General features: G+C 70.8%; 24 protein-coding genes. 14 read left to right on the top strand and 10 right to left on the bottom strand.

Going from position 1 to position 25,480, the window contains the following annotated elements:
- Nucleotides 1-88: 88 nt before the first annotated feature.
- Together scy and mce are read right to left on the bottom strand one after the other, a co-directional pair.
- On the bottom strand, nucleotides 89-4,069 hold the full coding sequence (gene scy / locus AB0B29_RS32425; RefSeq protein WP_362245421.1) for a polarized growth protein Scy: 3,981 nt from the start codon (nucleotides 4,067-4,069) through the stop codon (nucleotides 89-91).
- 233 nt (nucleotides 4,070-4,302) lie between these two features.
- Nucleotides 4,303-4,743, bottom strand: a complete 441-nt coding sequence (gene mce / locus AB0B29_RS32420) for a methylmalonyl-CoA epimerase (protein ID WP_031107947.1) — start codon at nucleotides 4,741-4,743, stop codon at nucleotides 4,303-4,305.
- Between the two features lie 148 nt (nucleotides 4,744-4,891).
- Here mce and AB0B29_RS32415 point away from each other — a divergent pair, with 148 nt between their 5' ends.
- Together AB0B29_RS32415 and meaB are read left to right on the top strand one after the other, a co-directional pair.
- Nucleotides 4,892-6,100 carry an acetyl-CoA C-acetyltransferase gene (locus AB0B29_RS32415; protein ID WP_362245419.1) on the top strand — a complete coding sequence of 403 codons (1,209 nt, stop codon included), beginning with the start codon at nucleotides 4,892-4,894 and terminating at the stop codon, nucleotides 6,098-6,100.
- Nucleotides 6,101-6,205: 105 nt separating this feature from the next.
- Nucleotides 6,206-7,162 carry a methylmalonyl Co-A mutase-associated GTPase MeaB gene (gene meaB / locus AB0B29_RS32410; RefSeq protein ID WP_362245417.1) on the top strand — a complete coding sequence of 319 codons (957 nt, stop codon included), beginning with the start codon at nucleotides 6,206-6,208 and terminating at the stop codon, nucleotides 7,160-7,162.
- A gap of 328 nt (nucleotides 7,163-7,490) precedes the next feature.
- On the opposite strand, the gene AB0B29_RS32405 is transcribed toward meaB, so the two are convergent.
- The gene (locus AB0B29_RS32405; RefSeq protein ID WP_362245415.1) at nucleotides 7,491-8,048 is read right to left on the bottom strand and encodes a TetR/AcrR family transcriptional regulator; all 558 of its coding nucleotides are present in this window, start codon (nucleotides 8,046-8,048) and stop codon (nucleotides 7,491-7,493) included.
- Nucleotides 8,049-8,117: 69 nt separating this feature from the next.
- Between AB0B29_RS32405 and AB0B29_RS32400 the strand changes: the two genes are divergently transcribed.
- The gene (locus AB0B29_RS32400) at nucleotides 8,118-9,275 is read left to right on the top strand and encodes an FAD-dependent monooxygenase (protein WP_362245413.1); all 1,158 of its coding nucleotides are present in this window, start codon (nucleotides 8,118-8,120) and stop codon (nucleotides 9,273-9,275) included.
- A gap of 151 nt (nucleotides 9,276-9,426) precedes the next feature.
- Here AB0B29_RS32400 and AB0B29_RS32395 read toward each other — a convergent pair whose 3' ends face one another.
- Nucleotides 9,427-10,107, bottom strand: coding sequence for a PepSY domain-containing protein (locus tag AB0B29_RS32395; RefSeq protein ID WP_362245411.1), 681 nt, complete (start codon nucleotides 10,105-10,107; stop codon nucleotides 9,427-9,429).
- A 116-nt stretch (nucleotides 10,108-10,223) separates the two neighbouring features.
- On the opposite strand from AB0B29_RS32395, the gene AB0B29_RS32390 reads away from it, so the two are divergent.
- Together AB0B29_RS32390 and AB0B29_RS32385 are read left to right on the top strand one after the other, a co-directional pair.
- Complete coding sequence (locus AB0B29_RS32390) at nucleotides 10,224-10,892, top strand: response regulator transcription factor (RefSeq protein WP_362245409.1); 669 nt, start codon at nucleotides 10,224-10,226, stop codon at nucleotides 10,890-10,892.
- Nucleotides 10,889-12,298, top strand: coding sequence for a sensor histidine kinase (locus AB0B29_RS32385; protein WP_362245407.1), 1,410 nt, complete (start codon nucleotides 10,889-10,891; stop codon nucleotides 12,296-12,298). Before AB0B29_RS32390 ends, AB0B29_RS32385 begins: the two co-directional genes overlap by 4 nt.
- A gap of 12 nt (nucleotides 12,299-12,310) precedes the next feature.
- Here the strand turns inward: AB0B29_RS32385 and AB0B29_RS32380 are convergent, their stop codons facing one another.
- From AB0B29_RS32380 to AB0B29_RS32365, 4 genes are all read right to left on the bottom strand, one after another.
- The gene (locus AB0B29_RS32380; RefSeq protein ID WP_362245406.1) at nucleotides 12,311-12,787 is read right to left on the bottom strand and encodes a MarR family winged helix-turn-helix transcriptional regulator; all 477 of its coding nucleotides are present in this window, start codon (nucleotides 12,785-12,787) and stop codon (nucleotides 12,311-12,313) included.
- Between the two features lie 116 nt (nucleotides 12,788-12,903).
- On the bottom strand, nucleotides 12,904-13,704 hold the full coding sequence (locus AB0B29_RS32375; protein WP_362245404.1) for an AIM24 family protein: 801 nt from the start codon (nucleotides 13,702-13,704) through the stop codon (nucleotides 12,904-12,906).
- Complete coding sequence (locus AB0B29_RS32370) at nucleotides 13,701-14,351, bottom strand: AIM24 family protein (RefSeq protein ID WP_362245402.1); 651 nt, start codon at nucleotides 14,349-14,351, stop codon at nucleotides 13,701-13,703. Before AB0B29_RS32370 ends, AB0B29_RS32375 begins: the two co-directional genes overlap by 4 nt.
- 1 nt (nucleotide 14,352) lies before the next feature.
- A complete protein-coding gene (locus AB0B29_RS32365) occupies nucleotides 14,353-14,985 on the bottom strand; it encodes an AIM24 family protein (RefSeq protein ID WP_102911820.1) in 633 nt (210 codons plus the stop codon).
- 244 nt (nucleotides 14,986-15,229) lie between these two features.
- Here AB0B29_RS32365 and AB0B29_RS32360 point away from each other — a divergent pair, with 244 nt between their 5' ends.
- The 5 genes from AB0B29_RS32360 to AB0B29_RS32340 all read left to right on the top strand — a co-directional run bounded on the left by AB0B29_RS32360 (nucleotide 15,230) and on the right by AB0B29_RS32340 (nucleotide 18,724).
- Nucleotides 15,230-15,574 carry a DUF3817 domain-containing protein gene (locus tag AB0B29_RS32360; protein WP_362245400.1) on the top strand — a complete coding sequence of 115 codons (345 nt, stop codon included), beginning with the start codon at nucleotides 15,230-15,232 and terminating at the stop codon, nucleotides 15,572-15,574.
- Nucleotides 15,571-15,864 (top strand): MTH1187 family thiamine-binding protein, encoded by a 294-nt coding sequence (locus AB0B29_RS32355; RefSeq protein ID WP_030854324.1) that lies wholly within the window; start codon nucleotides 15,571-15,573, stop codon nucleotides 15,862-15,864. The genes AB0B29_RS32360 and AB0B29_RS32355 overlap by 4 nt, the downstream gene beginning before the upstream one ends.
- Before the next feature lie 152 nt (nucleotides 15,865-16,016).
- Nucleotides 16,017-16,526, top strand: a complete 510-nt coding sequence (locus tag AB0B29_RS32350) for a MarR family winged helix-turn-helix transcriptional regulator (protein ID WP_362245398.1) — start codon at nucleotides 16,017-16,019, stop codon at nucleotides 16,524-16,526.
- 43 nt (nucleotides 16,527-16,569) lie between these two features.
- Nucleotides 16,570-16,908 carry a DUF3817 domain-containing protein gene (locus AB0B29_RS32345; RefSeq protein WP_362245396.1) on the top strand — a complete coding sequence of 113 codons (339 nt, stop codon included), beginning with the start codon at nucleotides 16,570-16,572 and terminating at the stop codon, nucleotides 16,906-16,908.
- A gap of 115 nt (nucleotides 16,909-17,023) precedes the next feature.
- Nucleotides 17,024-18,724, top strand: a complete 1,701-nt coding sequence (locus AB0B29_RS32340; protein WP_362245394.1) for an acyl-CoA mutase large subunit family protein — start codon at nucleotides 17,024-17,026, stop codon at nucleotides 18,722-18,724.
- Nucleotides 18,725-18,752: 28 nt separating this feature from the next.
- On the opposite strand, the gene AB0B29_RS32335 is transcribed toward AB0B29_RS32340, so the two are convergent.
- The gene (locus AB0B29_RS32335; protein ID WP_362245392.1) at nucleotides 18,753-19,364 is read right to left on the bottom strand and encodes a TetR/AcrR family transcriptional regulator; all 612 of its coding nucleotides are present in this window, start codon (nucleotides 19,362-19,364) and stop codon (nucleotides 18,753-18,755) included.
- A 236-nt stretch (nucleotides 19,365-19,600) separates the two neighbouring features.
- On the opposite strand from AB0B29_RS32335, the gene AB0B29_RS32330 reads away from it, so the two are divergent.
- The 4 genes from AB0B29_RS32330 to AB0B29_RS32315 all read left to right on the top strand — a co-directional run bounded on the left by AB0B29_RS32330 (nucleotide 19,601) and on the right by AB0B29_RS32315 (nucleotide 23,892).
- Nucleotides 19,601-20,575 carry a tetratricopeptide repeat protein gene (locus AB0B29_RS32330; RefSeq protein ID WP_362245390.1) on the top strand — a complete coding sequence of 325 codons (975 nt, stop codon included), beginning with the start codon at nucleotides 19,601-19,603 and terminating at the stop codon, nucleotides 20,573-20,575.
- A gap of 621 nt (nucleotides 20,576-21,196) precedes the next feature.
- Nucleotides 21,197-21,829 (top strand): DUF6230 family protein, encoded by a 633-nt coding sequence (locus tag AB0B29_RS32325; RefSeq protein ID WP_362245388.1) that lies wholly within the window; start codon nucleotides 21,197-21,199, stop codon nucleotides 21,827-21,829.
- Between the two features lie 118 nt (nucleotides 21,830-21,947).
- Nucleotides 21,948-22,511 carry a DUF6114 domain-containing protein gene (locus tag AB0B29_RS32320; RefSeq protein ID WP_362245386.1) on the top strand — a complete coding sequence of 188 codons (564 nt, stop codon included), beginning with the start codon at nucleotides 21,948-21,950 and terminating at the stop codon, nucleotides 22,509-22,511.
- Nucleotides 22,501-23,892 carry a hypothetical protein gene (locus tag AB0B29_RS32315; protein WP_362245384.1) on the top strand — a complete coding sequence of 464 codons (1,392 nt, stop codon included), beginning with the start codon at nucleotides 22,501-22,503 and terminating at the stop codon, nucleotides 23,890-23,892. The genes AB0B29_RS32320 and AB0B29_RS32315 overlap by 11 nt, the downstream gene beginning before the upstream one ends.
- A gap of 107 nt (nucleotides 23,893-23,999) precedes the next feature.
- Here the strand turns inward: AB0B29_RS32315 and pyk are convergent, their stop codons facing one another.
- Complete coding sequence (pyk, locus tag AB0B29_RS32310; protein WP_362245382.1) at nucleotides 24,000-25,427, bottom strand: pyruvate kinase; 1,428 nt, start codon at nucleotides 25,425-25,427, stop codon at nucleotides 24,000-24,002.
- Nucleotides 25,428-25,480: the final 53 nt, after the last annotated feature.

Here is a 25,480-nt window from a genome sequence, read left to right as displayed (position 1 = left end):
AGTGGCTAAGCGGCGGATCGCTTGCCAAAACTTGGTCAAAGCCCCCGGATGGCCCCGGAATCGGGCTCCCTCGGCCGTCCTCGGACCGCTAGCCGTCCGAGGACTTGCCACCCGATCGGGGCGCGCCGACCGTCGCGCCCGCCTTGACTCCGTTGTCCTTGGAGCCGGCGGGTGCCTCGAAGGATTCCAACGCCTCCAGGACGTCCTGGACACGGGAGATCTCGGCGTTGATGTCCTCCCGGCGGCGGACCAGGACCTCCAGCTCGCGCTTGCCCTCCTCGACCGTGCGCTTGGCCTCGCGGATCGCCTCGGCCTTGAGCTCCTCGGCCTCCCGGACCAGCGTGGTCTTCTTCTGCTCGGCCTCCTTGAGAAGCCCCTCCGCCTTCTTCACCGCGGCGATACGCACCTTGCCCGCCTCGGAGTTGGCCTCCGAGACGATCTCCTTGGCCTTCGCCTGCGCCTTCGCCAGCTGCTCCTCGGCCGCCTTGACGAGCGCGTCGCAGCGGTCGCCCGCCGACTTCATCGTCTCGGCCGACTCGCGACGGGCCCGCTCGTGCAGCTCCTCGATCTCGGAGGTGATGCGGTCGCGCAGCTCTTCGGCACGCTCCCTTATCTGCGTTGCGTCCCGGCGCGCGCCGACCAGCAGCTCGTCGGCGTCCGTACGGGCCTTCTCCACCCGGGAGTTGCCCTCGACCGTCGCCTCGGAGACGAGCCGGTCGGCCTCCTTGCGGGCCGCGCCCACCATCGTGTCGGCCCGCGACTCGGCCTCCGCGGTGGTCTTGTGCGCCTGCTGCTGCGCCTCGGTCAGCAGCTTGTCCGCCTCGGCCGTGGTCTCCGTGATGAGCTTGTCGACCTGCTCGGCCGCCTCGGAGCGCCGCTTGTTGGCGTCCTTGCGGGCCGCGTCCAGCGTGCGGTCGGCCTCCTCGCGCGCGCTGCCGACGAGCCGCTCCGCCTCCGCCTCGGCGTCGGTCTTGACGCGCTCGGCCTCGCGGCGGATCCGCTCGGCGTGCTGCTGAGCCGAGCCGACCGTCTCGGCGGCCTCGGCCCGCAGCCGCTCCGCCTCGCCGGTGGCCTCCGCGACCAGCTGGTCGGCCTTGGCGACGGACTCGGCCCGCACCCGGTCCGCCGCCGTGGCCGCTTCGGACCGGACACGCTCGGCCTCGGACTGCGCTTCCGTGCGGACCCGCTCGGCCTCGGACAGTGCCTCCGTGCGGACCCGCTCGGCCTCGTTGACCGTCTCCATCCGCAGCCGGTCGGTCTCCTGGACCGTCTCGGTGGTGAGCCGCTCCGCCTCGGTGCGTGCCTCGGTGATGAGGGTGTCCGCCTGCGTCGCCGCGTCCGACCGGATGCGGTTGGCGTCCTCCCGGGCGTCCGCCCGGGTGCGTGAGGCGCTCTGCTCCGCCTCGGCGATCGCGTCCGACGCCTCCGTGCGCACCCGCTGGGCGTGCTCGGAGACCTCCGCGCGGATCCGCTCCGCCTCCGCGATCGCCTCGGTCATCGTCCGCTCGGCGAGCGCCTTGGCGGCCTCGGACTCCTCGTGCGCCTCGCGCCGCAGCCGGCCCGCGTCCTCGCTCGCCCGCTCCCGCTCGGCATAGGCGTCGGAGCGGACCCGGTCCGCCTCCTCCTGGGCCTCCCGGCGGGTACGGTCCGCCGCGTGCTCGGCGGCGGAGCGCAGGCCGGTGATCTCCTCCTGGGCCTGCTCGTGCAGCCCCGCGACGGAGTCCCGGACCTGCTGGGCGTGCTGCTCGGCCGCCGACACCATCTCCGTGGCACGACGGTCGGCCTCCTCGACCAGCCGTACGGCCTCGGTCTGCGCCTCCTCCACGCGCTTGCGCGCCGAGGCCAGCAGCTCCTCGCTCTGCTCGCGGGCCCGCTCGCGCTCCTGGTCGGCCTCCTGCCGGGCGCTGCCGAGGACTTCCTCGGCCTCGCGGCGACGCCGGTTGGCCTCCTCCTGGGCGGCGACCAGCGTCTCCGACGCCTCCGTGGCCAGCCGCTCGGCCGCGGCCTGCGCCTCCGCGCGCATCCGGTCGGCGCTCTCCTGCGCCTCCGACTTCAGCCGCTCGGCCTCGTTCGCCGCCTCCGAGCGCAGCCGTACGGCGACGGCCTCGCCCTCGGCACGCGCCGCGGACGCGTCCGACACCGCCTCGTCGCGCAGCCGCTCGGCCTCCGCCTCGGCCTGCTGCTGGAGCGCACGGATCCGCTCGGCGGCCTCGGCACGCAGCCGCTCGTTCTCCTCGGAGGCCTCGCGGCGGATCCGCGCGGCCTCCTCGCGGGCGTCCGACAGCGCCTGCTCGGCGGCCGTCAGCCGCTCCTCCGCCTCCGTCTGGAGCCGGGTCAGCTCCTCGGCGGCCTCCGCCCGACGGGCCTCTATGGCCCGCTCGGTCTCCTCGTGCAGCTCCCGCGCCGCGCGCTCGGCGTCCTCCTTGAGCGCCTCGGCCTGCTCGAGGACCTCCTCACGGTGCCGCTCGGCCTCCTGCCGGGTGCGCTGCAGGGTCTCCTCGGCCTGCCGGCGCAGGGTCGTCGCCCGCTCGATGGCCTCGGTGCGGACCTTCTCGCTGTCCGCCTGGGCCGTCGTGCGCAGCTCGTCCGCGTCCGCCTTGGCCTTGGCGAGCAGCTCCTCGGCGGACTTCGCCGCCTCCTCGATCTGCGCCACGGCCTCCTTGCGGGCCTCGGCGCGGATCTTCTCGCCCTCGTCGACCGCGTCCGCCCGCAGCTGCTCGGCCTCGCCGCGCAGCCGGCGGGCCTCCTCCTGCAACTCGACCGTCTTGGCGCGGTACTCCTTGGTGTCGTCCTTCGCCGCGCCCTTGAGCTGCTCGGCGATGTCGTGCGCCTCGGCCCGCAGCCGGTCCGCCTCGGCCTCGGCCTCGGAGCGGATCCGCTCGGCCTCCTCGGCCGCGGCCTTGGTGGTCTTCTTGGCGTCCTCCGACGCCTTGTTGAGGACCTCCTCGGCGGTCCTGGCCGCCTTGGACAGCTGGGTCGCGGTCTCCTCGGCGGTGAGCGTGCGGGCCTTCTCGGAGGCCTCCGCGACGATCTTCTCTGCCTCGGCCTTGGCGTCGGCGACGATCTGCTCGGCCTCGGACTTGGTGTTCTCGGCCTCCTTCGTGGCCTCCTCGACCAGCCGGGCGACCTGCTCCTTGGCGGTGCGCGTGCGCGTCTCGTTCGCCGCCTCGGCGCTCGCCAGGGCCTTGGCGGCGGCCTCCTTGGCCTCCGTGACCAGCTTCTCCGACTCGGTCTGCGCCTTGCGCAGCGCCTCCTCGGCCTCGGCCATCCGCTGTTCGGCGGCCTTGCTCAGCTCCTGGGCCTCGCGGCGCGCGGACTCCGACTCGGTGACGGTCGACGTCCGCAGCTGCTCGGCGTGGTCCGTGGCCTCCTGGGCCTGCGTGGAGGCGGCGTTGAGCAGGCGCTCGGCGTCCGTGCGGGCGCGGCGCAGGATCTGCTCGGCCTCGGCCCGGGCCTCCTCGGCCGCGCTCGTCAGCCGCTGCCGGGCCTCCGTCGCCAGCCGCTCGGCCTCGGCGCGGGCGGTGGCCAGCGACTGCTCGGCCTCGGCCCGGGACTCCTCCAGCAGCCGGCGGGCCTGCTGCTCGGTACGCGCCCGCAGCTGCTCGGCCCACGCCACGTTCTCGTTGACGTGCGACTCGACCGTCTGGCGGCGCTCGGACAGCTCCTGGTCCAGTTGCTGGCGGCGGGTCACCGCCTCCTGGTGCAGCTCCGCCTGGAGCCGGGCCGCCTGCTCGGCGTGCTCCTGGAGGATCCGCTGGGTCTGGGCCCGGGCCTCGCTCAGCTCGCGGTCGGCGTCCGCACGGATCTGGTCGGCCTGCATCTGCGCGTTGCGGAGCAACTGCTCGGCCTGCCAGCCGATGTCGCCCCCGTCGAAAGAGGGCCGGGTCATGATGGTGCGCCGCGCCTCGTGCAGCTTGGCGCGCAGCACCTCGACCTGGTAGCCGAGGTCCTCGGCGTGCTGGATCGCCTTTTCCCGCTCGGTCTTCAGCCGCTTCATCTCGGCTTCGAACCGAGAGAGGTGGTCGACGTCAGCCGCCGGCTCTCGCTCCTGGCTCTCGTAGCCCCGCACTGCGCGGTCCCATCCGTCCCCTGGTCGCAACTCTTACCGAACGAGCTCCGTCCATACGCCGAACGGGGCCCCCGGGGAATGGTGTCAGATCATCGGCGGAGCAGAGGCTGCTGCCCCGACGCTCGTCCCCCGAAACCCGGACCCCGGTGGTCCTGCCGTCGCACGGCGGGACCGCGGTCACCCTGGACTGAGCGGCGACCGCCCCCAACCCTACCGGCCCCTATGTACGAGGGTCAGTGCTCAGGTGACTCAACAGGCGCCGAAGTGACCAGTTCTGTCAGTACGCCATGACAGTCCTTCGGGTGCAGGAAGGTGATCCGTGACCCCATGGAACCGACTCGCGGCTCTTCGTACAGCACGCGTACGCCCTTGCCCTTGATCTCCTCGGCGTCACCGTCGACGTCTGCCGTACCGAAAGCGATGTGGTGGACGCCCTCCCCGTTCTTGGCGAGCCACTTCGCGACGGTGGAGTCCTCGCGGGTCGGCTCCAGGAGCTGCAGGTAGGAGGCGCCGCCGTCGGACGTCTCGTTGATCTTGAGCATGGCCTCGCGCACGCCCTGCTCCTCGTTGACCTCGGAGTGGAACACCTCGAAGCCGTAGGTGGCACGGTAGAACTCGACGGTCTTGTCGAGGTCGAAACAGGCGATTCCGATGTGGTCGATTCGCGTCAGCATGGATTCAGTGCAGCGCCCCCGAGGTGGTTACGCAACGTGCGCGCGATCACACCGACGGCCCGATGACGGCACGGAGTGCCACTCAGTACATTCGAAGTAAACCCTCGTTCACTCCTCGGCTGTGCAGCCGGTAAGGGGATCGCAGCTCATGTCTTCTGGAACTTCTGAGGCGAACAGCTCGGTGATCGTCGCGGGCGCGCGTACGCCCATGGGGCGGTTGCTCGGTTCGCTCAAGTCCTTCTCCGGAGCCGACCTCGGCGGCTTCGCGATCAAGGCCGCCCTCGACCGTGCGGGGATCGGTGGCGACCAGGTGCAGTACGTGATCATGGGGCAGGTGCTCCAGGCCGGTGCGGGGCAGATCCCGGCCCGTCAGGCCGCGGTCAAGGCCGGCATCCCGATGAACGTGCCCGCGCTGACCATCAACAAGGTGTGTCTGTCCGGCCTCGACGCCATCGCGCTCGCCGACCAGCTCATCCGTGCGGGTGAGTTCGACGTGGTCGTCGCCGGTGGCCAGGAGTCCATGACCAACGCCCCGCACCTGCTGCCGAAGACCCGCGAGGGCTACAAGTACGGCGCCGTCCAGATGCTCGACTCCATGGCCCACGACGGTCTGACCGACTCCTTCGAGGGCGTCGCCATGGGCGAGTCGACGGAGAGGCACAACACCCGCCTGGGCATCGCGCGGCCCGAGCAGGACGAGATCGCCGCGCTGTCGCACCAGCGGGCCGCCGCCGCGCAGAAGAACGGCCTGTTCGAGGCCGAGATCACTCCCGTCGAGATCCCGCAGCGCAAGGGCGACCCGGTGCTGTTCAGCAAGGACGAGGGCATTCGCGGTGACACGACCGCCGAGTCGCTCGGCAAGCTGCGTCCGGCCTTCGCCAAGGACGGCACGATCACGGCCGGCTCGTCCTCGCAGATCTCCGACGGCGCCGCCGCCGTCGTGGTGATGAGCAAGGCCAAGGCGCAGGAGCTCGGCCTGGAGTGGATCGCCGAGATCGGGGCCCACGGGAACGTGGCCGGGCCGGACAACTCGCTCCAGTCCCAGCCGTCCAACGCGATCCAGCACGCGCTGAAGAAGGAGGGACTGGGCGTCGAGGACCTCGACCTCATCGAGATCAACGAGGCGTTCGCTGCGGTCGCCGTGCAGTCCATGAAGGACCTCGGAGTGTCCACCGAAAAGGTGAATGTCAACGGTGGCGCGATTGCCCTGGGTCACCCGATCGGGATGTCCGGCGCGCGTCTGGTGCTGCATCTCGCGCTGGAGCTGAAGCGGCGTGGTGGTGGCGTGGGCGCGGCCGCGCTGTGCGGTGGCGGCGGGCAGGGCGACGCGCTGATCGTGCGCGTGCCCAAGGCCTGAGTCAGGGCCTGAGTTCGGTATGTCCCTCGTCGGGACGTCCGTCGGTGGCACGTTCCTCGTCGGTACGTTCCTTGGCGGTACGTCCCTGATCTGAACGGAGCTGTGATGCAGGACGTCTCCACGCTGGTGGCCCAGGCCAGGGAGGGCCGGCCGCGGGCCGTGGCCCGGCTGATCTCCCTGGTGGAGGGGGCGTCCCCGCAGCTGCGGGAGGTCATGGCGGCGCTCGCGCCGCTGACGGGCGGGGCGTACGTGGTGGGTCTGACCGGGTCGCCCGGGGTCGGCAAGTCCACGTCGACATCGGCGCTGGTGACGGCCTACCGCAAGCAGGGCAAGCGGGTCGGCGTGCTGGCCGTCGACCCGTCGTCCCCGTTCTCCGGGGGTGCGCTGCTCGGTGACCGGGTGCGGATGTCCGACCACGCGTCCGACCCGGGCGTGTACATCCGGTCGATGGCGACGCGGGGGCATCTGGGCGGGCTCGCGTGGGCCGCGCCCCAGGCGATCCGGGTGCTGGACGCGGCGGGGTGCGACGTGATCCTCGTCGAGACGGTGGGGGTCGGGCAGTCGGAGGTGGAGATCGCCTCCCAGGCGGACACGTCCGTGGTGCTGCTCGCGCCGGGGATGGGGGACGGCATCCAGGCGGCCAAGGCCGGGATCCTGGAGATCGGTGACGTGTACGTCGTGAACAAGGCCGACCGGGACGGGGCGGACGCGACGGCCCGCGAGCTGAACCACATGCTGGGGCTGGGGGAGTCCCGGGGGCCGGGGGACTGGCGGCCGCCGATCGTGAAGACCGTCGCCGCGCGGGCGGAGGGCGTCGACGAGGTCGTCGAGGCCCTGGAGAAGCACCGGGCCTGGATGGAGGAGCGGGGCGTGCTCGCGGAGCGGCGGCTGTCGCGGGCGTCGCGGGAGGTCGAGACGATCGCGGTGACGGCGCTGCGAGAGCGGATCGGGGACCTGCACGGTGACCGGCGGCTCGGGGCGCTGGCGGAGCGGATCATCTCGGGTGAGCTGGATCCTTACCGGGCGGCTGATGAGCTGGTCGCGGGGTTGACGGAGGGCTGAGACGGCTTCGGCTTCTCGCCTGGGGGTGCGCGTGCTTCCGTCCTCCGCTGGTGGGGGGTCGGGGCCGCGCCGGTGGGTGTCCGTCCTCGGAACGGCGCGATGGGCTCGGACGCCGACTGACTGTTCGTTGACGCGCCAGCCGCTGCGGGCGGACACCCCCCCGACGCGTCCCCTTCGCGCCGTGCGCGGGTGCGGGTCGGTGGGGTGCTTTGTTCGGCTGCCTCGATGTGCGCGGGTGCGGGTCGGTGGGGTGCTTTGTTCGGCTGCCTCGATGTGCGCGGGTGCGGGCCGGTGGGGTGCTTGTCCGGGCTGATCCAAACGACAGGCCCTAGCGCAGGGCCGCTGCGACCAGGCCTTCGAGGGCTTCGCGTGGGACTTCGCCGCCGCTGACCAGTCGGTCGAACACCAGGCCGTCGATGCAGGTCAGCAGGGTGTGGGCGCGGCTTTCGACGTCCGGCACGCCGCGCTCGGCGAGGAACAGGCGGACGGCTTCGCGGCCGGCGTTCTCGCGGGGGACGAGAATCGCGCGCAGCTCCGGGTCGCGCACGCTCTCGACGGCGCAGGCGTAGCGGGCGAGTGAACGGCGGCGGCCCTCGCCGGTGAGCCGCTGTCGGACGAGCAGCGCCATGCCGTCCACCAGTTCCTCGGCGGTGCGCAGGGGCGGAAGCTGCTCGGCCGTCCTGTGCAGTTCCGCCTGGTCGAGTTGGACCAGGCGGGTGACGAGCCCGGTGAGCAGCGCGGCCCGGGTGCGGAAGTACGCCGACGTGGTGCCGGGCGGCATGGCCGCCTCACGGTCGACTGCGCGGTGGGTCAGGCCGCGGATCCCCTCGTCGGCGAGTACGGCCAGAGCTGCGTCTGCGAGGAGGGTGCGCCGATCCGAAGCCATGGTTCCTTTCTACACCTGTAGAGGCTCAGGTGTAAGGTCGTGCTTCTACGGATGTAGAAGGTGGGGGCTATGGGCAACACGGCTGTGGTCGTCGGAGGGGGCATCGGTGGGCTGGCCGCCGCGATCGGTCTCCGTCGCGTCGGCTGGCAGGTGACGGTGGTCGAGCGGGCGCCCGTGCTCGACGACGCGGGGGCGGGCATCTCGCTGGCCGCCAACGGCCTTCGGGCCCTGGACGAACTCGGCGTCGGCGAGGCGGTGCGGGCCGCCTCGCGGGGTCAGTACAGCGGCGGCACCCGCACACCGGAGGGCGGTTGGCTGGCCAGGATGGACGGCGCGGTGCTGGAGAAGGCGGTCGGCACGCCGATCATGGGCATCCCACGCGCCACCTTGCACCGGCTGCTGCGCGAGTCCCTGCCCGCCGGGACACTGCTGGTCGGCGCCGAGGCCGGCTCGGTCCGGCAGATCAGCCCCAAAACGGTTCGAGTCGGCTGCGGCGACACGGTCCTGGACGCCGATCTGGTGGTGGCAGCCGACGGCATCGGCAGCAAGGTTCGCGACCGTCTCTTCCCGGTCCACCCCGGTCCGGTCTACAGCGGCTCGACGGTGCTGCGCGCCATCACCGGGCAACCGGTCGAACTGCGCACCGACTTCGAGTTGACCTGGGGGCACGGGGCCGAGTTCGGGCACATCGCCTTCAACGACGGGCGGGCGGAGTGGCACGCCGTCCTCAACCTTCCCGCAGGGACGCGGTTCGAGGACCCCCTCGCCGAACTGAGCCGACGATTCCGCACCTGGCACGACCCGATCCCCGCGCTGCTCGACGCGACCCGGCCCGGCGACGTGCTGCACCACGACGTCAACGAACTCCGCGCGCCGCTCCCTTCGTACACGGTCGGCCGGATCGCGCTGCTCGGTGACGCGGCGCACGCGATGACCCCCAACCTCGGACAGGGCGCCTGCCAGGCGCTGGAGGACGCGGTCGCCCTGGCCGCGGCGCTCGCGGCCGAGCCCACCGTCGAGGCCGCGCTGGCCCGGTACGACGCCGAGCGCCGCCCGCGCAGTCAGGCTGTCGCCCGGGCCGCCCGGCAGGCCGGGCGGATGGGACAGCAGCTCTCCCACCCGCTGGCCGTCGCCCTGCGCAACACGGCGATGCGGCTGACACCCTCCCGCGCCGCCGTGCGCATGATCCTCCGGCACCACGGCTGGGTCCCACCAAGCTTGAGGTGACACACGTGAGCTGACCCGACTCGCGCCCGGCCTTCGCTGCGAGCGACGCGCCGACCTCCACCAGGGCCTGCTCGAGCCGGCCTGTGCCTCACCCCGCGACGCCCCGGCGTCCGCACGGACGCCGGGGCGGGATGGGATCGGGCAGGGGTTGTCAGTCCTGGTCGTCCGTGTCGTCGTCGTCCTGGGCATCGGAGCGGTCCGGCGTGACCTTGCCCGACTCGAGGTCGATCTTCCAGTCCTGCTCGGCGCCGCCGGACGTGCGGGTCTCGGCCTCCCAGGACTTGTTCTTGCCGTCCTCGTCGAGGTCGACCGACGTCACGACACCCTTGCCGGCGGCAGCCTTCGCCGCCTGCCCGGCGGTCACCGACGAGCCCTTCAGGGCCGCCCGCACCTGCGCCGTGTCGTCCTCGTCGTCGGTCTGCGAGCCCAGGACCCTGCCGTTGGACGGGTCGACGCTCACGCTGTGCCAGGTGTTGTCGCCGGACAGGACGTCGACCTTCCAGATCACCTTGTCGCTGTCGTCCTCGTCGTCCAGCTCGGCGGAGACCACCGTGCCCGAGGTGTGCTTCAGCGCCGAGGCGATGGCTTCGGAGGCCGTGACGTCCGCGGAGGCGGCCCGGGCCGCGTCGTCGTCGCGGTCATCGCGGTCGTCCTGAGCGTCGGGGCCGTCCTTGTCGTCCTTGTCGTCCCGGGCGTCGTCGTCGGACAGCTGAGTATTGGCCGCCTGCCGCGCCGAGCCCCCGTCGTCGCCCGTGGTCGCGAGGGCCGTCGCCGTCCCGCCTCCGATCAGCGCGGCGGCGGTCACGGTCGCGATGACGATGTTGCGCTTCATGCGGGTTCCTCCCGAGTCGCTTCGTTTTCGACGTCTTCGACTCTGGCCGACGGAGGCTGAGAGGAACCTGAAGCCCCCTGAAGGGATCTTCAGCTTGCTTTTGCCACTCTTTACGCATGCGCCTGTTGATCGTGGAAGACGAGAAGCGGCTGGCCCTGTCGCTCGCCAGGGGCCTGACGGCCGAGGGGTACGCCGTGGACGTCGTCCACGACGGGCAGGAGGGGCTTCACCAGGCCTCGGAGGGGACGTACGACCTGGTCATCCTCGACATCATGCTGCCCGGCCTCAACGGCTACCGGGTCTGCGCGGCCCTGCGCGCCGCCGGGCACGACGTGCCGATCCTGATGCTGACCGCCAAGGACGGCGAGTACGACGAGGCCGAGGGGCTCGACACCGGTGCCGACGACTATCTGACCAAGCCGTTCTCCTACGTCGTGCTCGTCGCCCGGGTCAAGGCGCTGCTGCGGCGGCGCGGGCAGGGGGCCGGGGCGTCACCCGTGCATGTGCACGGGGACCTGAAGGTGGACACCGCGGCGCGCCGGGTGTTCCTCGGTGACGACGAGATCGCCCTCACCGCCAAGGAGTTCTCCGTGCTGGAGCAGCTCGTGCTGCGGGCCGGCGAAGTGGTGTCCAAGTCCGAGATCCTGGAGCACGTCTGGGACTTCGCGTACGAGGGTGATCCGAACATCGTCGAGGTGTACGTCAGCACGCTGCGGCGGAAGCTGCGGGCGGGGCTGATCCGGACCGTGCGCGGGGCCGGCTACCGGCTGGAGACGTCCCCGTGAGGCGGTTGTTCGGGTCCGTCCGGGCGCGGGCCACGCTGGGAGCGACCCTCGTGGTCGCGGTGGCGCTCGTCGCCGCCGGGGCCGCCGTGCTGCTGTCCCTGCGGTCCAACCTGATCGGCGAGGCCGGTACGCAGGCGGAGCGCTCCGCGCGGGCGGTCGCCTCCGAGCTCGCGGCGGGGACGCCGTACGGCAAGCTCTCGGGGCTGGACGGCGACGACGGCCCCGTGCAGGTCCTGGACGAGCACGGGCGGCTGGTCGCGGCCAGCGAGGACCTCGAGAAGATCAGCGGGACCGACAGCGGGCAGGTGAAGCCGCAGCCGTCGGTGAAGCCCACCGGGGACGACGATGACGACGCCGAGGACGCGGGCGAGGCCCTCGAACCCGGTGAGATCTCCGGGGAGACCGTCTTCATCAACGGGTCCGCGACGATCGACGGCGACGCGGAGGACTACCGCTTCGCCGCCGTCGAGGTGGAGACCCACGACCGCGGGCACCTCAAGGTCTACGCCGGTTCCCCGCTGGCCGCCGAACACGGGGCCGTGCGGACCGCGCTGACGGTGATGCTGATCGGTTTCCCGCTGCTGCTCGGTGTCGTCGCGGCCGTGACCTGGCTGGTCACCCGGCGGGCCCTGCGGCCCGTCGAGGGGATCCGGCGCGAGATGGCCGCGATCACCCACTCCGAGGACCTCGCACGGCGCGTTCCGGAGCCGGACACGCACGACGAGATCGCCCGGCTGGCCAGCACCACCAACGAGACCCTCGCGGCGCTGGAGACGTCCGTGGAGCGGCAGCGGCGGTTCGTCGCCGACGCCTCCCACGAGCTGCGCAGTCCGATCGCCTCGCTGCGGACGCAGCTGGAGGTGGCCGCCGCGCACCCCGAACTGCTGGACCTCGAAGGGGCCGTGGAGGACACCGTCCGGCTGCAGCGGCTGGCGGCCGATCTGCTGCTGCTCGCCCGGCTGGACGCGGGGGAGCGGCCCAGCGACGCGAAGGTCGACCTCGCCGGACTCGCCCGGGAGCAGGCCGATGCGCGGGCGGGTGTCACCGTGGACGCGGAGCCGGTGGAGGTGGCCGGATCGCGGGGGCAGCTGGGGCGGGTGCTGGCCAATCTGCTCGACAACGCCCAGCGGCACGCCCGGTCGGCGGTCACCGTGACCGTGCGGCACGAGGGTGACCGGGCCGTGGTCGGGGTGGCGGACGACGGCGACGGGGTGCCCGAGGGCGACCGGGAGCGGATCTTCGAACGGTTCGTCCGGCTGGACGCCGCCCGCAGCCGCGACGACGGCGGGGCCGGGCTGGGGCTCGCCATCGCCCGCGATGTCGCCGTCCGGCACGGCGGCACCCTCACGGCCGGGCGGGGACCCGCAGGCGGAGCCCTGTTCGAACTCCGCCTGCCGCTCGCCTAGCGTGAAGGGCGGTTACGGGCGCCCTCGCTGGCCGCGCAGGTGCTCCGCGATGGGCTTGAGGCCCTTGTCGAGCTCGGTCAGGGCCTCGGGGGCCAGCAGGTCGATGAAGTGCCTGCGCACGGACGCCACGTGGTGGGGCGCGACCTTCTGCATCGTCGCCATGCCGTGGTCGGTCAGGACCGCGTAGAGGCCCCGGCGGTCCGACTCGCAGTTCTCCCGCCGGACCAGGTTCGCGTTCTCCATGCGCGTGATCTGGTGCGAGAGGCGGCTCTTGGACTGGAGCGTGGCGGACGCGAGGTCGCTCATCCGCATCCTCTGGTCCGGGGACTCGGAGAGATTCACCAGGATCTCGTAGTCGTTCATTGTCAGGCCGAACGGCTGCAGGTCCTTCTCGAGCTGGTACGTCAACAGCCTGTTGACCTCCAGGTGGGTGCGCCAGGCGCACTGCTCCGCATCGGTCAGCCAGCGGGTGGCCGTCTCGGTCTCCATGAATGAAGTCTACCTAAAATGTTGAAAGGCGAACTAGTGAGGGTTTTCGTGTGACAGCGCACGCCTGCCGAACACGGGTGCGTAGGCGTTCGATGTCACACTCCGCAGACTACCGCTCACAGCCCGAAGCGACGCTGGAGGTCACCCAGCTGTCCGGGAAGACGCGGTACGCCCGACTGCCCCGCCTGGGGGCTGTGGGCCCCGCCGCCGGGGACTCCGGCCTGGTGCGGAACGACCCCCGTGGCCTGCTCGGCCATCAGGGTCTCGGACGACTGGAGCAGCACCGTCCCGGCGCCGACGAACTCGAACTGGTGCTCCTCGCCGGAGGCGCCTCCGAGGCCCGTCAGCGCACGTAGACCGCCCATGACGCCGGTCATGTACCCGTGGTCGTAGTGGTGGCACGGGGAGGGGCAGTCGGCCCAGCCGACCAGGGCCTGTGGGTCGACCCGGATCGGGGGTTCCATGAACACCACCGGTCCGTTGGACGCGGCCACGAACTTTCCGGTTCCGATGAGGGTCAGAAAACCCGGCACGATTGATTGCTTCAGTGCCAGAGTTGGCTGAAAAGCGAGCAGGTTGCCCGAGCGAATGGTCAGATTGCCGTCCTCGAGGTCGTACGAATTGACGTCGAAGGCCCGGTCGGCGAGGAGCATCTTGCCCGAGCCCTCCGCCACGACCCAGTCGCTCGCGTGCAGTGGCGAATGGAACGAGGTGCGCACGAGACGGTCCAGCCGGCCGTGTCCCACGCCGTTGAAGTCGATCGAGCCGTAGTAGGCGATCATCTTCCCCTTCTGCAGGAACCACTGGCTCCCCTTGAGCTCCACGCAGAAGGTGTAGGGATTGACGTTGTCGTCCGCGGGCAGCGTCGCCGGGTCGAGGACCACGGGGCCGGCGCCCGGGGTTCCGTACGTGCTCACAGCTTCTCCTCCGACGCCTGGACGTACACCGCACCGCTGCCGCTGAGCTCCAGTTGGAAGGCCTCGCCCGAGCCGCGGCCCACCATGTCCCGCCAGCCCAGCGCCGTGGACAGCTTGTTGCGCACGTCGCCGTGGTGGGCGACGTAGGCCTGCGGGTCCACATGGACCGGCCGCTGGGGGCTGATCGGGATCTCGATGACGCCGCCGTGGGCCATGACCGCGACGGCCCCGTGCCCCTTCAGCGTCGTCGTGAACAGGCCCTGGCCGCTGACCTGGCCGCGCACCATGCCCATGACGCCGCCCTGCGAGCCCAGGAACATCGTGCCCTGCTGCAGCGTGCCCTCGAAGGCCAGGAGGCGGTCCGCCTCCACGTACAGCGTGTCGCCCGAGAGCCGGATCACCTGGACGTGGTGCCCGCCGTGCCCGAACAGGACCGTGCCGCTGCCCTCGACGGACATCAGGGGGGTGTCCTCGTTCGCCACCCGGCGGCCGATCATCGACATGATCCCGCCCTGGCCGCCGGCCATGTTGGGTGTGAACGACACCTCGCCCTTGTACGCGAGCATCGCCCCGCGCTGACTGAACAGCCGCTGCCCGGGAGCGACCGTCGCCTCGACCATCTTTCCGTTGATCTCCCGGAAGGCCATGTCACACGTCCCCCGCGATCGTGTTCCGCTCGCTCGGCTGCACGTACACCAGCCCGTCCCCCTCGAACCGCATCTGGAACGCCTCGCCGCCGCCCTCCCCGAGCAGCGTGCGGAACGTCACACCGGACTGGAAGGACTGCCGCAGATTCCCCTGATGCGCCACGTACGCCCCCGGGTCGACGGTCAGCGGGTACTGCGCGCTCACCCGCAGCACCACCGCCGGGCCGTCCGACATGATCGCCGCCTGGCCGTGGCCCTCGACGGTCGTCGTGAACAGCCCGTTGCCCTGCGAGGCGCCGCGCAGGCCGGTGAACTCCGTGCCCGTGCGCAGCCCGCCGTCGGTCGCGAGCAGGTTGCTCGACTCGACGTAGAGCTTGTCGCCCTGGACGCTGACCAGGTTGATCTCGGAGGCGCGGTCCGCGAACCAGCAGGTCCCGCGCCCCTTCACCTCCATCAACGTCATCTGCTCACCGGTCAGCCGCCGGGTCACCATTCCCCGGATCCCCTCGCCGCCGCCGCTGAGCTTCTTGAAGGCCATCTCCCCGTCGTACGCGACCATCGAGCCGTTCTTCGCCTTGACGGCGTCTCCGGTCATGTCGACGGCGAGCACCTTGCTGCTCTGAAGTCGGAACATCGCCACGAATGGAAGGTATCGGCAGGCCGGGCCCCACGGACAGGGCCCGCGGGTGGAGAACGACCCTGATCGCACCCCTAGGGGGTCGGGGGCGGACCCCCGGCCGGAGGGCCCGCGGGGGTTTGCCACAATGGGCGGGACGCTTGTGCGCGCGTTCACAAACCGTGGGACCGCGCCAGCCGATATCGATCGACCAGACCGCCGTCGCGTAACTCCCACGCGTAACTCCCACCGAAGGTGACCCGTGGACCTCAAGACCGCCACCGCCATCCGCCGCCTCCGCCTGGTCTCGGCCCCCGAGGCGATCTCCTTCCTCCTCCTGCTGGTCTGCTCGGTGCTGAAGCGGACCACGGACTTCAACGCCGTGCCGGTGATGGGCATGGTGCACGGCGTGCTGTTCGTCCTGTACGTGATCTTCTGGGCCGACGCGTGGAACCGCGCGAAGTGGTCGCTGAAGACCGCCGCGCTGTACTTCGTCCTCTCGGTCCTCCCCACCGGCGGGTTCTTCGCCGAGCGCAGGCTCCGGCGTGAGACCGAGGACGCGGTCATCGCCTCCCGCGCGCGCAAGCAGGGAGTGGTGGGCGCATGATCGTCGCCTTCTCCGTGACGCCGCTCGGGGTCGGTGAGGACGTGGGGGAGTACGTCGCCGACGCCGTGCGCGTGGTGCGTGAGTCGGGGCTGCCGAACCGCACCGATGCGATGTTCACCTCCGTCGAAGGGGAGTGGGACGAGGTCATGGACGTCGTCCGGCGCGCGGTCGCCGCGGTCGAGCGCCGCGCGCCCCGGGTCTCCCTCGTCCTCAAGGCGGACATCCGCCCCGGTGTGACGGACGGCCTCACGTCCAAGGTGGAGACGGTGGAGCGGCACCTCGCCGAGTAGCGGTTCCGCCCCATCTGTCCCGAGAACCCCGGCCCATCAGGGCCGGGGTTCTCGTCGTCTCGCCCTTCGGGCGCGGGCACCGGCACCGATGCCCGCGCCCGAAGGGCGAGACGGAGCTGACCATCATGTGACCGGCCGGTAAGGTCGGGTTCGTGCCGAAGCCGCTCAGTCTCTCCTTCGATCCGATCGCGCGTGCCGACGAACGCTGGAAGCAGCGCTGGGGGAACGTGCCGTCCATGGCCGCGATCACCTCGATCATGCGCGCCCAGCAGATCCTCCTCGGCGAGGTCGACGCGGTGGTCAGGCCGTACGGGCTGACGTTCGCGCGCTACGAGGCGCTGGTGCTGCTCACCTTCTCCAAGTCCGGCGAGCTGCCGATGTCCAAGATCGGCGAGCGGCTCATGGTGCACCCCACCTCCGTGACGAACACCGTGGACCGGCTGGTGAAGTCGGGTCTGGTCGCCAAACGGCCCAACCCGAACGACGGGCGGGGCACTCTCGCCAGCATCACCGGCAAGGGCCGCGAGGTCGTCGAGTCGGCCACCCGCGACCTGATGGCCATGGACTTCGGGCTCGGGGTCTACGACGCCGAGGAATGCGCGGAGATCTTCGCGATGCTGCGGCCGCTGCGCGTCTCGGCGGGCGACTTCGAGGAGGAGTGACCCGGGGCAAGATCTCCCGGAACGGGTCGTTACGCTCGACGGCATGAAGAAGAGCGTGCTGACCCGCTACCGCGTGATGGCCTACGTCACCGGCGTCCTGCTGGTCCTGCTGACCATCGGCGTCATCGCCAAGTACCTGCTGAAGATGGACGGCGCCGATGACTTCACGCGCGTCGTCGGCATCGCGCACGGCTGGCTGTACGTCCTGTACCTGATCTTCGCCTTCGACCTGGGCTCCAAGGCGAAGTGGCCGGTCGGCAAGCAGCTGTGGGTGCTGCTCGCCGGGACCGTTCCGACGGCCGCGTTCTTCGTGGAGCGCCGGATCAGCCACGAGCTGGAGGCCCGGATCGCGCAGGACGCGCCCACGCCCGCCAAGGCGTAGCCGCGCGTCGGCGCCACCGCCGCACGCGCGCGTGCGGCGGTCGTTCTCACCCGTTCGCCAGGTCACTCCCGTCAGCCATCGACATTTACTAGGACGTCCAAGTAAATTCGAGGGTATGGACGCTGACGCCATCGACGAGGGCCGCCGCCGCTGGCAGGCCAGGTACGACGCCGCGCGCAAGCGCGAGGCCGACTTCACCACGCTCTCCGGCGACCCCGTGGAGCCGGTGTACGGGCCCCGGCCCGGTGACACCTACGACGGGTTCGACCGGATCGGCTGGCCGGGGGAGTACCCCTTCACCCGCGGCCTGTACGCGACCGGCTACCGGGGGCGGACGTGGACCATCCGGCAGTTCGCCGGGTTCGGCAACGCCGAGCAGACCAACGAGCGCTACAAGATGATCCTCCGCAACGGCGGGGGCGGGCTCTCGGTCGCCTTCGACATGCCGACGCTCATGGGCCGCGACTCCGACGACCCGCGCTCGCTCGGCGAGGTCGGGCACTGCGGGGTCGCCATCGACTCGGCGGCCGACATGGAGGTCCTGTTCAAGGACATCCCGCTGGGTGACGTCACGACGTCGATGACCATCAGCGGCCCGGCCGTCCCCGTCTTCTGCATGTACCTGGTCGCCGCCGAACGGCAGGGCGTCGACCCGTCCGTCCTCAACGGCACGCTGCAGACGGACATCTTCAAGGAGTACATCGCCCAGAAGGAGTGGCTCTTCCAGCCCGAGCCGCATCTGCGGCTCATCGGCGACCTCATGGAGCACTGCGCGGCCGGCATCCCCGCCTACAAGCCGCTGTCCGTCTCCGGTTACCACATCCGCGAGGCCGGATCGACGGCCGCGCAGGAGCTGGCGTACACGCTGGCTGACGGTTTCGGGTATGTCGAGCTGGGCCTGTCGCGTGGGCTGGACGTGGACGTCTTCGCCCCCGGCCTGTCCTTCTTCTTCGACGCGCACGTCGACTTCTTCGAAGAAATCGCCAAGTTCCGCGCGGCGCGCCGGATCTGGGCCCGCTGGATGCGCGACGTCTACGGCGCGAAGTCCGAGAAGGCCCAGTGGCTGCGGTTCCACACCCAGACCGCGGGCGTCTCCCTCACCGCGCAGCAGCCGTACAACAACGTCGTGCGCACGGCCGTGGAGGCGCTGGCGGCCGTGCTCGGCGGGACCAACTCGCTGCACACCAACGCGCTCGACGAGACCCTCGCCCTGCCGAGCGAGCAGGCAGCGGAGATCGCGCTGCGCACGCAGCAGGTGCTGATGGAGGAGACCGGCGTCGCCAACGTGGCCGACCCACTGGGCGGTTCCTGGTACGTCGAGCAGCTGACCGACCGCATCGAGGCGGACGCGGAGAAGATCTTCGACCAGATCAAGGAGCGCGGTCTGCGGGCGCACCCCGACGGGCAGCACCCCATCGGCCCGATCACCTCCGGCATCCTGCGCGGCATCGAGGACGGCTGGTTCACCGGGGAGATCGCCGAGTCGGCGTTCCGGTACCAGCAGGCGCTGGAGAAGGGTGACAAGAGGGTCGTCGGCGTGAACTGTCACGACGGGTCGGTCACCGGGGACCTGGAGATCCTGCGGGTCAGCCACGAGGTGGAGCGCGAGCAGGTCCGGGCGCTGGGCGGGCGCAAGGCGGCCCGTGACGACGCCGCGGTACGCACCGCGCTCGACGCGATGCTGGCCGCCGCCCGCAGCGGCGCCAACATGATCGAGCCGATGCTGGACGCGGTACGCGCGGAGGCCACCCTCGGGGAGATCTGCGGCGTGCTGCGCGACGAGTGGGGCGTGTACACCGAGCCGGCCGGGTTCTGACCCCTGGGGGTGTGCCGTCCGAACGGCACTAGCTGCCCAGCCCGTGCAGCAGCACCCTGGTGAAGCTGCGGACCCATTCCTCGTCCGCCGGTTCCGCGCTCACCAGGGTGCGGTGGACCACCGCTCCCGCCACCATGTCGAAGATCAGGTCCACCGTGCGGTCGGCCGAGCCGGGGTCCGCTTCCAGCGGGAGTTCGCCCCGGGCCTGGGCCCGGGCCCGGCCCTCCACGACCAGGCGCTTCTGGCGGTCGACCACCGAGGCCCGGATGCGTTCGCGCAGTGCCTCGTCGCGGGTGGCTTCCGCCACCACCGCCATCAGGCCGCTCTTCGCCTCCGGAAGGGCCAGGATCGTGGCGAACTGCAGGACCACGCCCTCGATGTCGGCGGCCAGGGAGCCGCGGTCGGGGAGTTCCAGCTGGTCGAAGAGTTCCGCGACGGCGTCGACGACCAGTTCGTTCTTGCCCGCCCAGCGACGGTAGAGCGTGGTTTTCGCAACCCCGGCCCGCGTCGCGACGTCTCCCAGGGTGAGCTTGGACCAGCCCAGTTCCACGAGCGCCTCGCGCGTCGCGGCCAGGATCGCGGCGTCCACCGTGGCGCTGCGCGGGCGCCCGGCGCGGGGTGCTGGGCTGCGGCTCTGCATCTCCCGACCATAAACCGGCCCTTCCCGCGGGGCCTCGTGAGGGAGATCACCGGGGGGTGGTGTCCCGGCGGCGCGGTGTGGCATTACGCTACGACTCGTAGCGAAAGCCCGTGAGGGACGTACACGGGCCTCGGTACACCCGGCGTGGGGTGGGGACCCGGCGCCGAACGGCACGGACCAGCCTTGCTCTCACACCGTTTTTCACACACGCGCGCAGTACGGGGGAGGATAGACGCATGCAGCCACGGAACATGTCCATGAGCGGAGTCGTCGACCTCGCCGCGGTGAAGGCGGCCCAGGAGGCCAAGGCGAAGGCGGAGCAGGCGCGCGCGCAAGCAGCCCGGGAGGGCGGGACGGGGGCGATCTCCCCGGCCGACCTCGTCATCGACGTCGACGAGGCGGGGTTCGAGAGGGACGTCCTGCAGCGTTCCGCCGAGGTCCCCGTCGTCATCGACTTCTGGGCCGAGTGGTGCGAGCCCTGCAAGCAGCTCAGCCCGGTCCTGGAGCGGCTGGCCGTCGAGTACAACGGCCGCTTCCTGCTCGCCAAGGTCGACGTCGACGCCAACCAGATGCTGATGCAGCAGTTCGGCATCCAGGGAATCCCCGCGGTGTTCGCGGTCGTCGCGGGGCAGGCGCTGCCCCTCTTCCAGGGCGCGGCGGGCGAGGCCCAGATCCGGCAGACCCTCGACCAGTTGGTGCAGGTCGGCGAGCAGCGCTTCGGCCTGACCGGTCTCACCGTCGACCCGGAGGCCGTGCCGGGCGGTGCCCCGGCGGCTCCCGAGCAGCCGGCCGGTCCGCACGACGGGCTCCTCGAAGCCGCCGTGCAGGCGCTGGACTCGGGCGATCTGTCCGGTGCCGTCCAGGCGTACAAGAACGTGCTGAACGAGGACCCGGGCAACCAGGAGGCCAAACTGGGTCTCGCGCAGGCCGAGTTGCTCCAGCGGGTGCAGGGCGTCGACCCGCAGCAGGTGCGCCGGGACGCGGCCGACAAGCCGGCCGACGTGCAGGCCCAGATCGCCGCCGCCGATCTGGACCTGGTGGGCGGTCATGTCGAGGACGCGTTCGGCCGGCTCATCGAGACCGTGCAGCGCACGGTGGGTGACGACCGGGACACCGTGCGGATGCGGCTGCTGGAGCTGTTCGAGGTCGTCGGGCCCGACGACCCACGGGTGATCGCGGCCCGCAGGGCGCTGGCGCGCGCCCTGTTCTGACCAGTCGTTAAACGCGCGGGCATGTGGTGCCCGCGTGAAAAATCTGCCGTCGGCAGGCCACTGCGGCCGCGTTTTACCAAAACTTGGTAATCGCGGCCGCTGTTACTAGGAGTAAGTCACGGGCGTTGATCTGTCGGATTCTGTCCATCGATCAACAGCTTTGTACCGCCGTCCGGCGCCACCCTGAGTCGTCGTCCGAGACCGATGGGTCGTTGTTCGGTTATCCGGCCGTTACTAGCGAGTAACGATCCCCCTTGTGCGGGCGGCGAGAATGCACCACGATCGGCCACGCTCGGTCCATTCCCGTACCCCGGCAGCCGGTTGGGTCGCGGGACTACCTGGGTCCCCACCGAGCAGAGCCGGCGGCAGTGGCGCCGGCTCTTGGACAGGGGGGTCTTCGCCCTTCCGGCGAAGCCTGTCCAGCAGGGTTGTGCGTGATGCGTGTCAGGCGCGACCAGTGGTTGTCGCTCGGGGGTGATCGCCGGTGATTCGGGCGCAGTTGCGCCGCCGAGTGCAGGCGCTCTCCTTCCCGAGGACGTAGCACTTCTCCCATCCCTGCCCGGCTGAGCCGCCAATCGGGGCGAGCCGGGGCAGGAGATGTACGTCCGAGAAGGAGGAAATATGGAGTCCCAGGTGCGTGGCGGGACCAGATGGAAGCGGTTCGCTGTGGTCATGGTGCCCAGCGTCGCCGCCACGGCTGCGATAGGTGTCGCCCTCGCGCAGGGCGCTCTCGCCGCGTCGTTCAGCGTCTCCGGCCAGTCGTTCAAGGTCACGACCGACCAGCTCGTCGGGGAGGGCTTCTCGCAGTACGGCGCCCTCGACGAGGGTTACACGATGGACGGCAAGAAGGCCGTCCACCCGGTTGCGGTCTCGTCGTTCAAGTCGGCGACGATCAAGAACCTGTGCCAGTCGGTCGTCACCCCGAACATTCCGGTGCTCGGGAACGTCAGCCTGATCCTGCGTGCGGGTCAGGGTGCCAAGCCGGTCGAGGCGCAGAACCTCTACATCGATGTCGCCGACCTGAGCGCCGACGCGACGTTCGAGAACATCGACATCGGTGTGGCCGCCAAGGACGCCAACAAGGGTCCGGCCATGCGGAAGGGCGAGAGCGCCAACCCGTACGGCTTCGCCCAGCAGGCGGACAGGGCGACCCTGACCGACGTGAAGCAGACGGCGTGGGCGACCACCGCCGGAACCTTCAAGCTCAGCGGCCTGAAGATGTCGCTGTCGACGGGTGTCAAGGAGTGCTACTAAGCACTCGATGACGGGCGGGGGAGCCGGTGGCGCCCCCGCCCGTCCACCTTCCGGCCGCGCCTTCACGCGGGGCCCACATCACCACCACAGCAACGCTGTACCAGGGAGCTGTTTTTCCATGAGCGCCGAGACTCCTGCCGCCACCGGCCAGTTCACCGTCCGAAGGCAGCAGTTCCGCGCCTGGCGGGGTGAGCGGCCGTTCTGGGCCGGGCTGTTGGTCCTCCTCAGTGGACTGCCCATCGCCTACTTCCCGTACGCGAACCTCCAGATCGGTCACCTGACGCTGGCGATGGCGACCACCGCGGGTGCCGGGTCCCTGATCATCGGCGTGCTGCTCGTCGTACTGGGCGTCAGCCTCTGGTTCCAGAAGCACGTCCGCGTCTTCGCGGGAGTCGCGGCGATCCTGCTGGCGCTGGTGTCCATCCCCGTGTCCAACCTCGGCGGCTTCCTCATCGGCTTCCTCCTCGCCCTCGTGGGCGGGGCGATGGCCGTGGCGTGGGCGCCGGGCGCACCGCCCGCGGGACAACCCGCCGCCATGGCCAGCACGGGCGTGGACGGGGCTCCCGGGGCCACGGACGACGACACCACGGTGCTGCGGCCCGTGGGCGGGGTGGACGAGCCGAACGATCTTTCAGGAACGAACCCGGCCAACGGGGCGAACGGGAGGCACAGTGCCGGCTGACGAGGTGACCCACGGGGCTGATGTGGAGGCGTCCCGTGTGAGAACCGGGCCGCGCCACGCGGCACCCAAGAAGCCGCTGTTCACCAGGTTCAACAGGCCGGCCGGCAAGGCGATAGCCATGGCGGCGATGCCGACGGCGGTGCTCATGGGCATGGGCTTCACGTCGACGCTCGCCATAGCCGACAGCGACACCCCGGCGGCGCCGACCTCCAAGAGCCTGACGGCCGACGAGTACAAGGACTGCGTGGCGGCCCTCGAGGACGCCGACAAGGCCGGGGACTCCAAGGGCGGCGAGTCCGCCTCGCCCACGCCGTCCCCCTCGGCGAGCGACGGCGCGACGGACGAGAAGGACCAGAAGGACGAGCAGGGCGACACCGCCCCGAAGCCGTCCCCCTCGGGCGGCACGGAGGCGAACAACGGCGGTTCCTCTTCGTCGGATTCAGGTTCCGACGACAAGGCCGAGCCGAAGCCGAGCCCGTCCACGAGCGCGCCCGCCACGGGCGGCGACGACGCGGCGGCCACCCCGTCCCCCTCGCCGTCGAAGAGCGGCGGCAACATCCTGGAGGACATCGGCGACGCGATCGGCGGCATCTTCAACGGCGGGAAGGACGACAGCACGGACGGGGCGAGCCCCAGCCCGGCCCCGTCCGCCTCTGCGTCGCAGAGCACCGAGAAGCCGTCCGAGGAAGCCTCCGGCGCCGAGGACACCGCCGAGAAGGCCACGGGCACGGTCGAGGACACCGTCAAGGACACCGCCGGCGAGGCGTCCGACACGGTGAAGGACACCGGCAAGACGGTCGAGGACACCACCAAGGCCGTCGAGAAGGCGGCCGAGGACGCGGCGGAGAAGGCGAAGGAGGCCACCGCCTCACCCAGCCCCTCCCCGAGCGCCGGCACGGACGCCGACGACTGCCCGGCCGCCACCGACGCCGAGGGCGGCGTCGACAACAAGGTGCCGCTGCCCGACGACCCGTGGTTCCTCAACGCCAGCTCGCTGACGCTCAAGGGCGCCGACTACAAGGGCGTCGTCGAGGTGCGGACCGCCAACGGCACCGTCAAGAAGGTGCTGAAGTACGTCATCTCCGGCGGCACCGACATCGGCGACCTGCACCAGACCGTCCAGGACAAGCAGTCCGGCAAGACCTACCACGTGCAGGCGGCCAAGGGCTCGACGTCCACGATCCGCGACGGCGACACCGTGATGTACACCGAGAGCATCTCGGGCAACCTGCTCGGGCTGATACCGATCACGTTCGACCCGGAGCACCCGCCGCCGCTGAACATCCCGCTGATCTACTTCACCAACGTGAAGGTGCAGCAGGCCGGCCAGTTCGGCGGGACCCTGCACGTGCCGGGGCTGCACAACTTCGTCACCGGCTGAGCGTCCCTCAGAGCCCTTTCGGGAGCCGCACACACCGAGGGCCGCCCCCTGGAATCCCAGGGGGCGGCCCTCGGTGCCGTGTACGGGCCTTCACGGCCCTTCGCTGATCAGCCCTTGGCCTCGCCCAGGTGGTGGACCCGCACCATGTTGGTGGTGCCGGGCACGCCGGGGGGCGAACCGGCCGTGATGACCACGATGTCGCCGTCGTTGAAGCGGTTGAGCTTGACCAGCTCCTGCTCCACCAGGTCGACCATCTCGTCGGTGCTGTTCACGAACGGCACCACGTACGGCTCCACGCCCCAGCTCAGCGCCATCTGGTTGCGGGTGCCCTCGTCGGTGGTGAAGGCGATGATCGGCTGCTGCGCCCGGTAGCGGGACAGGCGGCGGGCCGTGTCGCCGGACTGGGTGAAGGCCACCAGGCCCCGGCCGCCGAGGAAGTCGGCGATCTCGCACGCGGCGCGGGCCACCGAACCGCCCTGCGTGCGCGGCTTCTTGCCCGGGACGAGCGGCTGCAGGCCCTTGGAGAGCAGCTCCTGCTCGGCCGCGGCGACGATCTTCGACATCGTCTTCACGGTCTCGATCGGGTACGCGCCCACGCTCGACTCGGCGGACAGCATGACCGCGTCGGCGCCGTCCAGGATCGCGTTGGCCACGTCGGAGGCCTCGGCGCGGGTCGGACGGGAGTTGGTGATCATCGACTCCATCATCTGGGTCGCCACGATCACCGGCTTGGCGTTGCGCCGGCACAGCTCGATCAGGCGCTTCTGCACCATGGGGACCTTCTCGAGCGGGTACTCGACGGCCAGGTCACCGCGGGCGACCATCACACCGTCGAACGCCATCACGACGTCCTCCATGTTCTGCACCGCCTGCGGCTTCTCCACCTTGGCGATGACGGGGACCCGGCGGCCCTCCTCGTCCATGACGCGGTGCACGTCGGCGACGTCCTTGGCGTCCCGGACGAACGACAGCGCGACCAGGTCGCAGCCCATGCGAAGGGCGAAGCGGAGGTCCTCGACGTCCTTCTCGGACAGCGCGGGCACATTGACTGCCGTGCCGGGCAGGTTGATGCCCTTGTGGTCGGAGATGACGCCGCCCTCGATGACGATCGTCTTGACCTTGGGGCCCTCGACCTCGGTGACCTTCAGCTCGACGTTGCCGTCGTTGATGAGGACCTGGTCTCCCTTGGTGACGTCGCCGGGCAGACCCTTGTAGGTCGTCCCGCAGATCGTCTTGTCGCCCGGGACGTCCTCGGTGGTGATGGTGAACTCGTCACCGCGCACCAGCTCCACGGGACCCTCGGCGAAGGTCTCCAGACGGATCTTCGGGCCCTGGAGGTCGGCGAGGACACCGATGGCCCGGCCGGTCTCCTTGGCGGCGGCACGGACCCGGTCGTACCGGCCCTGGTGCTCGGCGTGCGAGCCGTGGCTGAAGTTGAAGCGGGCCACGTTCATGCCGGCTTCGATCAACGCGACAAGCTGATCGTGGGAGTCGACCGCGGGGCCGAGAGTACAGACGATTTTCGAACGGCGCATGGGGGCGATCCTATCGGTTTGTTTCGCAAGGGAATATTCCGTCTGGCGGAAAA

The organism is Streptomyces tibetensis (assembly GCF_040647715.1).
Lineage (GTDB): Bacteria > Actinomycetota > Actinomycetes > Streptomycetales > Streptomycetaceae > Streptomyces > Streptomyces tibetensis_A.
This window is presented reverse-complemented; position numbering and strand designations above follow the sequence as displayed.